The organism is Sphingobium chungbukense, from assembly GCF_001005725.1.
GTDB lineage: Bacteria > Pseudomonadota > Alphaproteobacteria > Sphingomonadales > Sphingomonadaceae > Sphingobium > Sphingobium chungbukense.
Map to the genome: position 1 here is coordinate 506,507 of NZ_LBIC01000005.1, position 12,878 is coordinate 519,384.

Sequence of the window (12,878 nt, forward strand, 5' to 3'; positions counted from 1 at the left end):
TGGATTGCCGCTTGCATCATGCTCCCACGCTCAGGTCCGACATCGGCCTGCCGGGTTAAAGCGGCAAGCCCACATAATTTTCCGCGATCGTCGTCTGCGCCGCGGGAGAGGAAGCGATATAGTCGAGATCGGCCAGTTGCATGCGCCGGTCGAACGCATCATTGTCGGGGAAGCGATGCATGAGCCGTGTAAGCTGCCAGGAGAAGCGCTCCGCCTTCCATATCCGTGCCAATGCCCGGTCCGAATAGCCTGCGATCGCGTCCGGGTCCGCCCGACGGAAGTAGCCGGTCAACGCTTCGGACAGATAATGGACGTCCGAAGCGGCCAGATTCAATCCCTTGGCCCCGGTAGGCGGGACGATGTGGGCGCTGTCGCCGGCCAATAGGAGCCGGCCGTGGCGCATCGGCTCGAATACGAAGGATCGAAGGGGAGCGATGGACTTTTCCAGCGCAGGCCCGCGCGTGATCCGGCCGCCTGCTTCCGGTCCAAGACGGACGGCCAGTTCGTCCCACAGCCGATCGTCGGGCCAATCCTCGATCTTCTGGTCGAGGGGCACTTGAATATAATAGCGGCTTCGCTTTTCGGATCGCATCGATGCCAGCGCAAAGCCGCGCTCATGATTGGCGTAGATCAGTTCATCGTCGCATGGGGGCACATCGGCAAGAATGCCCAGCCACCCGAAGGGATAGATTTTTTCATAGGTGCGGGCCGCGGCGGGAGGGATGGCAGCGCGGGATGGGCCGTGAAACCCGTCGCAGCCGCATATGAATTGTGCGTCTATGCGACGCGGAGCACCGTCTTCGACAAAGGTAAGATAGGGCGCGTCGCTTGCCAGATCATGAAGTACGACGTCCCTGGCACCATAGATGATCGGCAGGCCGCGCTCGGGCGCTGCATCCATCAGGTCGCGCGTCAGTTCCGTCTGGCCATAGACCATCACTTGCCGGCCGGTGAGCGCGGCTATGTCGATCCGGATCAGTCGTTGACCATCCGCCAGATGGAAGCCGCCATGAGGCAACCCGTCGCGGTGCATCCGTTCGCCAAGACCGATCCGGTCCATAAGGTCGGTCGTGGTGCGTTCAAGAACACCGGCGCGAATACGCCCGAGCACATAGTCGGCCGTGGCCCGCTCGACGATGACGACCTCCAGCCCCTCGGCCCGCAGCAAATGCCCCAGCAGGAGCCCCGCGGGGCCTGCGCCGACAATGGCGATCTGCGTTTTCATGGGCCATCTCCTCTCTGCTCCTCGATGTCGGCATGGTGGCGGGGATGCCGCTTGCAGACCATGGCCATCCCCGCTAATGATTTGGACGATCCAGCAGGTTTTCTACCCACTATGAGTGCAGCCGTTCCCGCCTTCTACCTTTATGGAGAACCGCAGCGTGCTGTCGAAGTCGGCTTTGTCCATGTGGAAAGCCTCGACGATCGTTCCCGACCCAGCGAATGGACGATTCAGCCGCATGTGCATCGCGACCTCAACCACATCATTCTGATTGCCCAGGGCGGGGGAACGATGCGCGCGGACGGCAACACCCTTTCCTTTGATGCGCCCTGCCTGCTGCTGGTACCTCGCGGCATCATTCATGGTTTTACCTGGTTTCGGGAGTCCCGCGGTTGGGTGATGACGATTTCCGACAGCTACCTTCAGCATTTGCTGGAGCGCGATGAAGACCTCCAGCCTCTTTTTCGCGTCCCGCGCGCCGTCCCTTTGCCGCCAGCAGAGCTGAGCGAAGTGGAGGCGGATATCCAGCGCCTGGCACAGGAACTCGCCTGGTCGGGGCCGGGCCAGCGGGGCGCCATCGAGGCTCTGCTACTCGGCCTGATGGTTCAGGCATTGCGCCACGCTGCCCTGACGGAGGCTGGACCCAGAGCCGGCGGCAGGCAGGCGCGTCTGGTCGCGCGTCTGCGTGAACGCATCGAACTGCATTTTCGGCGGCGCGAACCTGTGGATGCCTATGCCCTGGCGCTGGGCGTCAGCGAGACTGCCCTGCGCCAGGCCTGTTCTCATGTCGCGGGCATGTCGCCGGCCGCCATGGTCGATGAACGCGCTTTGCTGGAAGCGCGGCGTCTGCTGCTCTATTCCAACCTGTCGATAGCGGAAATCGCCTATGCCGTTGGCTTTGACGATCCGGCCTATTTCTCGCGCTTCTTCGCTCGCCATCTCGACCGTCCGCCGCGAGACTGGCGTGCAGAGCACGGCCCCGCGCCGGGTTCATGAGATTGTTGGGGGAACGCAGGCGCGCGTCCCGCCCCATGGAAGAGATGATCACGGAGGCATCCATAATGCCGTCCACACCATCACCAGCCGATCATTACCGACTTCTTTTCGGTAAAGGCTTCCACCCCCTCGCGGCCATTTTCCCGCCCTATGCCCGACTGCTTGAAGCCCCCGAAGGGCAGGGCGAATTCCATGCCGGACCCGTTCACCTTGACCGATCCGGCGCGCAGATAGCGCGCCATGGCATGGGCGGTCGAAAGGTCGCGGGTCCACACATAGGCGGACAGGCCATAGATGCTGTCATTGGCCTGCCGCGCCAGATTTTCCAGATTGTCGTCGGAAAAGCGCATGACTGAGAGGACCGGGCCGAAAATCTCCTCCCGCACGATCCGCATGTCGGGGCGGGTGTCGACGAAGATCGTCGGCTTGACGAAATAGCCCGGCTCGTCCGGCGCGCTGCCCCCGGTCGCGATCTGGGCGCCCTCGGCCTTGCCGGCGGCGATATAGCCCATGACCCGTTCCTTCTGCCCTGCCGAAATCAGCGGACCCAGCGCGACGCCGGGCTGGTCGCCGGGGCCGACCATCAGCTTTTCGGCAAAGTCGACCAGGCCGGTGACGAAGCGGTCGAAGACAGAGTCATGCAGGAACAGGCGGGAACCCGCCGCGCAGACCTGCCCGCTATTGCCGAAAATGCCCATGGCAACGGCAGGGATGGCCTTTTCCAGATCGGCGTCGGGGAAAACCAGCACCGCCGACTTGCCGCCCAGTTCCAGGGAAACCCGCGTCAGCCTGCCCGCGGTTTCGCGCAGGATCGACTGGCCGGTCGCGGTGGAGCCGGTGAACGAAATCTTGTCCACGCCCGGATGACGCACCAGCGCCGCGCCTGCCTGTGCGCCAAGGCCAGTGACGACATTGAGGCAGCCATCGGGAAAGCCCGCTTCCTGCACCAGCTCGGCCAGGCGCAGGCCCGACATGGGGGCCAGTTCGGCGGGTTTCAGCACCACCGTGCAGCCCGCCGCCAGCGCCGCTGACACCTTGTTGCAGGTGATGGCGAAAGGCGCGTTCCACGGCACGATCAGCGCCGCGACGCCCAGCGGCTCGCGGCTGGTATAGCCGTGCCAGCGTCCGGGCACGGAAACGGGTGCTTCCTCCCCCGTCATCCGGCGTGCCCAGCCCGCATTATAGCGGATCGCGCTGATCGCGGAGCCCACCGCCATCATGCGGGCAGGGGCGAAGGGCATGCCATTGTCCAGCGTCTCGATGGCGGCCAGTTCATCGTGGTCCCGCTCGACAAGGTCGGCCAGACGCAGCAGCAGCCTCTCCCGTTCCGCGGCGGGCATGCGCGTCCATTCGGCGCTTTCGAACCGCTGGCGCGCAGCCGCGACCGCCCGGTCGACTTCCGCTTCGCCGCCTGCGGCGATGCTGCCGATCGGCTGCTCGGTCGCGGGATTGACGACAGCGATCGGTTCGCCCGATCCCGCTTCCCATAAGCCATTGATGAAATGGCCGAAGGGACGGGCGATGCGCGCCCGCGCCTGCTCGAAAATCGCCGCGTTCCCCGTGCTCTCCATCATCCTCTTTCCTAATATTCTGAAATTATGCGGCGCGACCCAATATCAGGTCCGACGCCTTTTCGCCGATCATGACGGCTGCGGCATTGGTGTTGGCCCCCACCAGGAAGGGCATGATCGACGCATCGGCCACGCGCAGCCCGTCAATGCCCCGGACGCGCAATTGCGGGTCGACCACGGCATGGGCGTCGGTGCCCATCGTGCAGGTGCCGACCGGATGGTGGACGATGCCGGTCAGTTCCGCCTTCATCGCGTCCAGATCGGCATCGCTGGTCTTGTCCGCGCCGGGCAGAACTTCGCGTTCCAGATAGCGGGCAATCGGCCCGTCCGAATAGATTTTGCGCGAAATGGCGAGGCCTTTTTTCAGCGTCGTCCAGTCATTCTCATTTTGCAGCAGGTTGAACTCGATGCGGGGCGCGGATCGCGGATCGGCGCTTTTCAGCGTTACCGTTCCGCGGCTTGCGGGCCGCAGCAGGCAGATGGAATTGAAGAAGCAGTCCTTCTTGGGCTTGGCGATGCCGGGGAACCAGATATTGGCATCCACGCGGACAGGGCTGACCATGATCTGGAGGTCGGGGCGTTCCAGTCCTTCTTCCGAACGCGCCAGAATACAGGCCGATGCGATCTGGTTGGCGAAGGTTCCGGTGCCGGTCAGATACCAGCGCAGGAAGGAAATCGTCGCCCGATCGAAGCGCAATTCTCGCGCGAAGCTGTGCGGCGGCTCGGCATCATATTGATGCGCGAGGCGGACATGTTCCTGAAGATTGGAACCGATGCCCGCCAGATCGTGCACGACATTGATACCATGTCCGGAAAGTTGCGCACCCGGCCCCACACCCGACAGCATCAGCAGATGGGGCGAACCATAGGTGCCCGCGCTCAGAATGACTTCATGGCTGGCGCTGGCGGTTCGTATCATGCCATCGCGTTCGAAACTGACGCCCGACGCGCGACGGCCCTGGAACAGGATGCGATGCACCTGCGCCCCGGTCAGGATGGTGAGGTTCGGCCGGGATCGCACCGGATCGAGATAGGCACGGGCCGATCCGCAGCGGCGGCCATTGCGCAGCGCCACCTGAACGTCCGAACAGCCCTCGTTGCTGGCCCCGTCATAATCCGGATTATAATCATAGCCGCACAGGGCCGCCGATGCGCGGATTTCCTCCGCCATCAGCTTGCGCGTGTCGACGGGCTCCACCCGGATTGGCCCATCGTTGCCGCGCCATTCATTGCCGCCGCTCCAATGGTCCTCCGACCGTTTGAAATAGGGCAGGACGTCCTGATAGCTCCAGCCGGTGCAGCCATGGGCCGCCCATTCGTCGAAATCGGCCGGATGGCCACGGAAATGGACCATGCCGTTGATGGAGGATGACCCTCCCAGCATCCGGCCACGCGGAACCGGCAACCGGCGGCCGCCGATATGGGTCTGCGGTTCGGATTCATAACCCCAGGTCAGCTTGGGATTCCGCAGCGCCTGGAGGAAGCCCACGGGCATCTGCACATAGGGGTGGCTGGCCTCTCCGCCAGCCTCCAGCAACAGAACGCGGTTCGCCGGATTGGCGCTCAGCCGATTGGCCAGCACGGAACCTGCCGAACCCGCGCCGATGATGATGAAGTCAAATTCCATGATCAAGTCTGAAGCTCTTTCGAGGAAAGCGATTGTTCTATTTAACAGAACGATATTCTGAAAAATTACTGGGATGGAGCATCATTGTCAATGGAGCGCGAAAAGGCCGAAAACATGCCGCGCATAATGTCATAGGGCTTCACGACCCAAAATGCGGATGAGGCCGGTGCTGCGGAATAACGTCCGGTCTGGGGCGCATCGATGGGGCATCCGCCTTTCGGAAGGATCGAAAGGAACGGGTACAACCCAGGCCGTCGCGAAGCGCCGCGATGTCTGTCGGTTTCTGCCGATCAGGGGTGAGCGCTTCTCACCTCATGGTGGAAGCACCCGATTATCTTTATTCGCCGGGCCAGTAGAGGCGCATGGGATTGTCGATAAGCAGCTTGCGTTGCAACTCGATGGTCGGCGCGATGCGGGGGATCATGTCGACCAGCGCGCCATCGTCGGGAATGGCCTTTTCCATGTTCGGGTGCGGCCAGTCGGTCCCCCAGAGTACGCGATCCGGATAGTCCGCCACCAGCGGCGCGACCGAACGCGCAAAATCGTCCCAGGGCGCGCCGTTGGGATCAAGCCGGTCGGGACAGGTCACCTTGGTCCAGATGTCATCGCGGCTGTCGAGCAGCCTGCGGAACGCCCGCATGTCTGCGCCGTCCGGACCCTGGCTGACGTCGGGCCGGCCCATATGGTCGATCACGATCAGCGTCGGGATGGCGTCGAGGAAGGGACGCATTTCCTCCAATATATCCGCTTCGAAATAGACCACGACATGCCAGCCGAGCGGCTGGATGCGTTTTGCGATTTCCAGGAACTTGTCCTTGGGTGCGTCGTCGACCAGCCGCTTCAGGAAATTGAAACGCACCCCGCGCATGCCGCCTTCGTGCAGCTTTTCCAGTTCCGCATCGGTGATGGCGGGATCGACCACGGCAACGCCGCGCGCCTTGCCGTCGGAACGCACAATGGCGTCCAGCGTCGCGCTGTTGTCGGTGCCATGGCAACTGGCCTGAACGATGACGTTGCGGGCGAAACCCAGCCGGTCGCGCAGCGCGAACAGCATGTCCGGGCCAGCGTCTTCGGGAAGATATTTGGCCTTGGGGCTGAAGGGGAACTGCGCCATGGGGCCGAACACATGGCAATGCGCGTCGACCGCGCCCGGCGGAGGGGTAAAGGTCGGGATAGAGGGATTGCCGTGCCAGGAGACGATGCGGGCGGTGTCTTGGGCACTCATGCGAAAACCTCTCCATCCATCAATTTGCGCGCCGTGCGCAGCATGGCCGCACTCGTCACCGCGCCGCTTTCATCCAGTTCCATGACGCAAGTGGTCTCGCCCGTCGGATGCTCGACCGAAAGGGTCTTGCGGCGGCCGCGGGGAATGCTGGCCACTTCGGCGGCGGGCGATCCGTCGATCAGGCAGGCGGTGGCGACGCTGACCGCGCCCAGCACGCCGATCGAGGCGTGGGCGCGATGCGGGATGAAGCTGCGTACCGTGACCGCTCCGCCATTCCTGGGTGGTGCGACCAGCATCATCTTGGGGACGGACTTTTCCCTGACGTCGCCCAGGTTCATCCGTTCTCCCACGGCGAGGCGGATCGCCTCGATCCGGGCCTTGAGGCCGAGGTCATTGTCCAGCGTCTCGCGATCCTCATAGCCGCTGATCCCGACATCCTGCGCCTTCATGACGACGCAGGGCATGCCATTGTCGATCAGCGTGACGCGCACGCCCTCCACCTCGTCGCAGGCATTGCCGGTGGGGAGCAGCGCGCCGCAGGACGAACCGGCGGTGTCGCGGAACTCCAATGGGATCGGCGCGGCGGAACCGGGCACGCCATCAATCTTCGCTTCCCCGTCATAGCAAACCCTGCCGCCGGGCGTTTCGACCGTCGCAATGGCGATCTGCCCGGTATTTTCCATGAAGATGGCGACGCGGGTTTCGCCGTCCCGTGCCGCGACCAGTCCGCGTTCGATGGCGAAGGGGCCGACTCCGGCCAGGATATTGCCGCAATTCTGCGCGTCGCTGACAATGGCCTGGTCGACGAAGACCTGGAGAAAAAGATAGTCGACGTCGACGCCTTCCCGCTGCGATTTCCTGACCACGGCGACCTTGCTGGTCAGCGGGTCGGCGCCGCCCATGCCGTCGATCTGGCGCGGGTCTGGCGACCCCATGATGCGCAGCAGGAAGGCGTCGCGCGCCGCCGCGTCGGCTGGCAGGTCTTCGCCCAGGAAATAGCCGCCCTTGGACGTGCCGCCGCGCATCCACATGACGCGGGCGCTGGCGTGCGGGACGGAATCAGACATATTTCAGTCCCATTTCCTCGAGGCGCGGGCGCATATTGTAGATGTCGAGGCCCAGTTCCCCTGAAGCCAGACGCACGCGCTTGGCTTCCTCCGCGGCCTCACGGGCCTGCGCCTTCTCCAGCACCGCGGCAGCATTCGCGCGCGGTACGACGCACACGCCGTCATCGTCCGCGATCACCACGTCGCCGGGATTGACCAGCGCATTGGCGCAGACGACCGGGATATTGACGCTGCCCAGCGTCGCCTTGATCGTGCCCTGCGCGTGGATGGCCTTCGACCAGACGGGGAAGTTCATCTGCTTCAAATCCCGCACGTCGCGTACACCGGCATCGATGATCAGGCCACGGCAGCCGCGTGCCTGCGCCGAGGTCGCCAGAAGATCGCCGAAATAGCCATCGGTGCAGGGACTGGTCGGCGCGAGCAGGAGGACATCGCCTTCCTTCAGTTGCTCGATCGCCACATGGACCATCCAGTTGTCACCCGGAGGCGCCGAAATCGTGACCGCGCTGCCCGCGATCCTCGCGCCGGTGTAGATCGGGCGCATGGTGGGGGCCAGCAGGCCCGTGCGGCCCTGCGCCTCATGTACGGTGGCGACGCCGCATTTCGCAAGGCCGTCGACAACGGAAAGGCTCGCCCGTTCGATATTCTGGACAACGATGCCGGACATGATCCTGCTCCCATGGAATAAAGTCAATTTCCCATGACGCAGGGGAGCGCTCCGGCCAAATCCGTTCTATGCGGCACCCATAAATTTTTGCTAATCATGCAATATGTCGCCCGATCAGTTGAATATCCGCCACCTTGCCGCCATGGCCGCCGTCGTCGAACGGGGCAGCGTCTCGTTGGGCGCTCGCGCGGTGAACCTGACGCAGCCCGCCGTCACCCAGGGCATCGCCAAGTTGGAGGCGCAATTGGGCTTGCCCCTGTTCGGACGGCAACCGGGCGGCATGGTCCCGACCGAGGCGGCGCTGGTGCTGGCGCCGCGTGTCGATGCGGCGCTGCGCCTGATCGGCAGCAAACGGGTGACCGCGGCGCAGATCCGTGCATTCGTCACCCTCGCGCGGACGGGCAGCTACCCGGCGGCGGCGGCGGAAGCGGGCGTGACCGAACCCTCGCTGCATCGGGCGGTGGGCGATCTGGGGCTGGCCATGGGCTACAGGTTGGCCGACCGGCGTGGCCGGGGGCTGGTGTTGACCCGCCAGGGCGCGGCGTTGGCGCGCCGGCTGCGGCTGGCGCTGGCGGAGCTGCGGTCGGGATTGGAGGATATAGCCGATATAAGGGGGCAGGAAAGCGGACGGATCGTGATCGGCGCCATGCCGTTGTCGCGCGCGCGGCTGTTGCCTGCCGCCATCGCGGGTTTCCGTGCCGATTTTCCGCAGGTCGACATCAGCGTTCATGAAGGGTCTCATGCGGAGCTTGTCGCGCCGCTGCGCGATGGCGAGGTCGACATGATGATCGGCGCGCTGCGCGATCCCTCCATCGGCCAGGATCTGGTGCAAAAACCCCTGTTCGAAGACCGGCCGATCATCATCGGCCGTGCAGGGCATCCGCTTGCGGACGGATGGTTTCCTGACGATCTGCGCCGCTTTCCCTGGATACTCCCGCCCGAAGGCGCGCCGCTGCGCCAGTTGTGGCGGCGCATGTTCGATGCCCTGGACATCGAACCGCCCCCGGTGCCGATCGAATGCGGGTCGGTCATGACGATCCGGCAATTGCTTCTGGGCGGCGATTATCTGACGTTGCTGTCGGTCGACCAACTGGCACTGGAACTGAAGGTGGGGGTGGTGATCGAAATCGGTTCAGCACCGGGATCGGTCAGCCGGACCATCGGCATCACCACACGGGCCGACTGGCGTCCGACGCGCCTGCAAAGCCGTTTCCTGGATGCCGTGGAAAAGGAAAGCAGGAACATATATTCGTAAATTCTTATAGCGGACACATGGATTCGATTGGCGCGTTTGCAGGCGCTGCGCCATGTCGCCGTCCATGGAGCAGGAAGTCGGTCTGATTGGTTTTGGCGAAGCAGGCGCCACCTTTGCCCTGGCGGGCGAATGGCGCGAACGCGCCCATGCGTTCGACTGCAAGACGGACGATCCCGCCGATCGCGAAGCGATGCTGGCGGCTTATGCCGCTGCCCAAGTATCGGGCGCGGCGCTTCTGGAACAAGCCTTGTCGGGTGTCGGCCTCGTGCTTTCGCTGGTGACCGCGGACCAGGCGCTCGCCGTGGCGGAGAAGGCTGCTTCATGCCTCCCGGCCGGAGCGCTCTATTGCGACATGAACAGCGTGGCGCCACAGACCAAGCAGCAGGCCGCGCGCCTCATCGAGGCGGCGGGCGGCCATTATGTCGATGTCGCGGTGATGGCACCGGTCAACCCGGCGCGCCTGTCCGTCCCCCTGCTGCTGAGCGGGCCTGAGGCGGCGGAGGCCGGGCGACGCCTGGCGGCTTTGGGCTTTGCCAGGACGCGGTTGGTGGGTGAAGCCGTCGGTCGCGCCTCTTCGATCAAGATGATCCGATCGGTCATGGTGAAGGGCATGGAGGCGCTGACCGCCGAATGCGTCCTTGCCGCGGAGGCCGCTGGCGTGCGCGAGGAGGTGCTCGCCTCCCTCGATGCCAGTGAAAAGGCGCAGTCCAGTGAAAAGGCGCAGTCCTGGGAAGATCGCGCGGACTATAATCTGGACCGCATGCTGGTCCACGGCCTGCGCCGTGCCGCCGAGATGGAAGAGGTGGTCCGGACGCTTGAAGGGTTCGGCACCGGCGCCGCGATGAGCCGGGGCACAGTGGCACGGCAGCGTGGGATGGGCATGCTGGGCGTCAAGACGCCGCGGGAGGGGCTGAGCGCGAAGATCAGCCAGATCATTCAATCGAACGCACGAAAGGCAGATGCCGCATGAGCCTGATCATTGACTGTCACGGCCATTATACGGTGCTCCCCAAGGGGCATGACGCGTGGCGCGAGGAACAGAAGGCCGCGTTCAAGGCTGGCGTTCCGGCCCCGGCCTATCCTGAGATCAGCGACGATGAAATCCGCGACACGATAGAGTCCAACCAGTTGCGTCTGATCAAGGAGCGCGGCGCGGACCTGACGATATTTTCCCCGCGCGCTTCGGCGATGGCCCCGCATGTCGGCGACGCCGCCATGGCGAAGGAATGGGCGATCCGCTGCAACGACCTGATCGCCCGCGTCGTGGCGATGTTCCCCGAAACCTTCGCGGGGGTGTGCATGCTGCCGCAATCGCCGCAGGCCGACATGACAAACAGCATCGCGGAGCTGGAACGCTGCGTGGGGCTGGGCTTCATCGGCTGCAACCTCAATCCCGATCCGGGTGGCGGCCATTTCCGGCATCCGCCGCTGACCGACCGTTACTGGTATCCCTTCTATGAGAAGATGGTCGAGTTGGACGTGCCGGCGATGATCCATGTGTCGGGAAGCTGCAACCCGGCAATGCACGCCACCGGCGGCTATTATATCGCCGCCGACACCATAGCCTTCATGCAGTTGCTGGAAGGCGACCTGTTCGCGGACTTCCCGACGCTGCGCTTCATCATTCCGCATGGCGGCGGCGCCGTGCCCTATCATTGGGGACGTTACCGGGGGCTGGCGGACATGCTCAAGAAACCCAGCCTTGATATGCACCTCATGAACAACATCTTCTTCGACACCTGCGTCTATCACCAGCCTGGCATCGACCTGCTGGCCGACGTCATCGACAACAAGAACATCCTGTTCGGGTCGGAAATGGTCGGCGCGGTGCGCGGGATCGATCCGACCACGGGCCATTATTTCGACGATACCAAGCGCTACGTCGACGCGCTCGACATCAGCGACGCGGAGCGGCACGCCATTTTCGAAGGCAATGCCCGCCGCGTCTTCCCGCGTCTCGACGCGCAGTTGAAGGCGAGGGGCCTGTGAGCATCGACATTCACGAATATCTGGCCGAGTTCGACGATATTCCCGGCACCCGCGTCTATACCGCGAAACGGGCGCGTCAGGGCTATTGGATGAACCAGTTCGCGATGAGCCTGATGAAGGCGGAAAACCGAGAACGGTGGAAGGCGGACGAACGCGCCTATATCGACGAATGGCCGATGAGCGAGGCGCAGAAACAGGCTATATTGGATCGCGACTATAATCGCTGCCTCGATCTGGGTGGGAACATCTATTTTCTGGCGAAGGTCTTTTCGACCGATGGCCTCAGTTTCTTGCAGGCGGTCGGCACGATGACCGGCATGACGCCCGAAGACTATCAGGCGATGATGATAGCCGGCGGCCGTTCCCCGCAAGGCGTTCGTTCGATCAGGGAGAAGCGTTGATGGCTCGCATTACCGCCGGGGTCGCCACCAGCCATGTGCCCGCCATCGGCGCGGCCATGGATCTGGTCAAGACCGCCGAACCTTATTGGCAGCCCGTATTCGCGGGCTATGACTGGTCGCGGCGCTGGATAGCGCAGGAAAAGCCCGACGTCGTGATCCTGGTCTATAACGATCATGCCTCGGCCTTCGACATGAAGATCATTCCCACCTTCGCCATCGGCTGCGGCGAACGCTACAAGCCCGCGGACGAAGGCTGGGGGCCGCGCCCGGTTCCCGATGTGGAGGGCCATGCCGACCTTGCCTGGCATATCGCCCAGAGCCTGATCCTCGACGAGTTCGACATGACCATCATCAACGAGATGGATGTCGACCATGGCCTGACCGTGCCGATGAGCCTGATGTTCGGCCAGCCCGAGCAATGGCCGTCCAAGGTGATCCCGTTGGCGGTCAACGTCGTCACCTATCCGCCGCCGTCGGGCAACCGCTGCTGGCTGCTGGGCGAGGCGATCGCCCGCGCGGTGGAGAGCTTCCCCGAAGATCTGAACGTGCAGGTCTGGGGCACGGGCGGCATGAGCCATCAGTTGCAGGGACCGCGCGCTGGTCTCATCAACAAGGAATGGGACAATCGTTTCCTCAACCTGATGAGCGATGACGATGGCGAGGCGTTGCGCGCCATTTCGCATATCGAATATCTGCGCGAAACCGGGTCCGAAGGTATCGAGATGGTGATGTGGCTGATCATGCGCGGCGCCTTGGGCAAGAAGGTGAGGCCGCTGCATCGCCATTATCATGTTCTCGCATCCAATACGGCGGTTGGGCATCTGGTGCTCGAACCCGTCAGCTAAGCTCGTTTCAAGG

The 12,878-nt window shown here is 63.7% G+C and carries 12 protein-coding genes; 6 read left to right on the forward strand and 6 right to left on the reverse strand.

From position 1 onward, the window contains the following. Nucleotides 1-55: 55 nt before the first annotated feature. Nucleotides 56-1,225, reverse strand: a complete 1,170-nt coding sequence (gene pobA, locus YP76_RS13260; RefSeq protein ID WP_046764035.1) for a 4-hydroxybenzoate 3-monooxygenase — start codon at nucleotides 1,223-1,225, stop codon at nucleotides 56-58. Nucleotides 1,226-1,336: 111 nt separating this feature from the next. On the opposite strand from pobA, the gene YP76_RS13265 reads away from it, so the two are divergent. Then, nucleotides 1,337-2,218 carry a helix-turn-helix domain-containing protein gene (locus YP76_RS13265; RefSeq protein ID WP_046764036.1) on the forward strand — a complete coding sequence of 294 codons (882 nt, stop codon included), beginning with the start codon at nucleotides 1,337-1,339 and terminating at the stop codon, nucleotides 2,216-2,218. An 80-nt stretch (nucleotides 2,219-2,298) separates the two neighbouring features. Here YP76_RS13265 and YP76_RS13270 read toward each other — a convergent pair whose 3' ends face one another. The 5 genes from YP76_RS13270 to ligK form a co-directional block, all read right to left on the reverse strand. Further along, entirely contained in the window at nucleotides 2,299-3,789 is a 1,491-nt protein-coding gene (locus YP76_RS13270) for an aldehyde dehydrogenase family protein (protein ID WP_198147486.1), read from the reverse strand. Nucleotides 3,790-3,814: 25 nt separating this feature from the next. Beyond that, nucleotides 3,815-5,416 carry a GMC family oxidoreductase gene (locus YP76_RS13275; protein WP_046764038.1) on the reverse strand — a complete coding sequence of 534 codons (1,602 nt, stop codon included), beginning with the start codon at nucleotides 5,414-5,416 and terminating at the stop codon, nucleotides 3,815-3,817. Nucleotides 5,417-5,753: 337 nt separating this feature from the next. Continuing rightward, entirely contained in the window at nucleotides 5,754-6,641 is an 888-nt protein-coding gene (locus YP76_RS13280; protein ID WP_046764039.1) for an amidohydrolase family protein, read from the reverse strand. Next, nucleotides 6,638-7,708, reverse strand: a complete 1,071-nt coding sequence (locus tag YP76_RS13285) for a 4-oxalomesaconate tautomerase (RefSeq protein ID WP_046764040.1) — start codon at nucleotides 7,706-7,708, stop codon at nucleotides 6,638-6,640. The genes YP76_RS13280 and YP76_RS13285 overlap by 4 nt, the downstream gene beginning before the upstream one ends. Then, a complete protein-coding gene (ligK, locus tag YP76_RS13290) occupies nucleotides 7,701-8,375 on the reverse strand; it encodes a 4-carboxy-4-hydroxy-2-oxoadipate aldolase/oxaloacetate decarboxylase (protein WP_046764041.1) in 675 nt (224 codons plus the stop codon). Before ligK ends, YP76_RS13285 begins: the two co-directional genes overlap by 8 nt. 103 nt (nucleotides 8,376-8,478) lie before the next feature. On the opposite strand from ligK, the gene YP76_RS13295 reads away from it, so the two are divergent. From YP76_RS13295 to YP76_RS13315, 5 genes are all read left to right on the forward strand, one after another. After that, nucleotides 8,479-9,630, forward strand: coding sequence for a LysR family transcriptional regulator (locus tag YP76_RS13295; RefSeq protein WP_046764042.1), 1,152 nt, complete (start codon nucleotides 8,479-8,481; stop codon nucleotides 9,628-9,630). 64 nt (nucleotides 9,631-9,694) lie between these two features. Continuing rightward, nucleotides 9,695-10,600 carry an NAD(P)-dependent oxidoreductase gene (locus YP76_RS13300; RefSeq protein WP_046764143.1) on the forward strand — a complete coding sequence of 302 codons (906 nt, stop codon included), beginning with the start codon at nucleotides 9,695-9,697 and terminating at the stop codon, nucleotides 10,598-10,600. Further along, nucleotides 10,597-11,619 (forward strand): amidohydrolase family protein, encoded by a 1,023-nt coding sequence (locus tag YP76_RS13305; protein WP_046764043.1) that lies wholly within the window; start codon nucleotides 10,597-10,599, stop codon nucleotides 11,617-11,619. Before YP76_RS13300 ends, YP76_RS13305 begins: the two co-directional genes overlap by 4 nt. Continuing rightward, complete coding sequence (ligA, locus tag YP76_RS13310) at nucleotides 11,616-12,020, forward strand: protocatechuate 4,5-dioxygenase subunit alpha (RefSeq protein ID WP_046764044.1); 405 nt, start codon at nucleotides 11,616-11,618, stop codon at nucleotides 12,018-12,020. The genes YP76_RS13305 and ligA overlap by 4 nt, the downstream gene beginning before the upstream one ends. Continuing rightward, nucleotides 12,020-12,865: a class III extradiol dioxygenase subunit beta gene (locus tag YP76_RS13315; RefSeq protein ID WP_046764045.1), complete on the forward strand. Its 846-nt coding sequence runs from the start codon at nucleotides 12,020-12,022 to the stop codon at nucleotides 12,863-12,865. Before ligA ends, YP76_RS13315 begins: the two co-directional genes overlap by 1 nt. Nucleotides 12,866-12,878 lie beyond the last annotated feature (13 nt).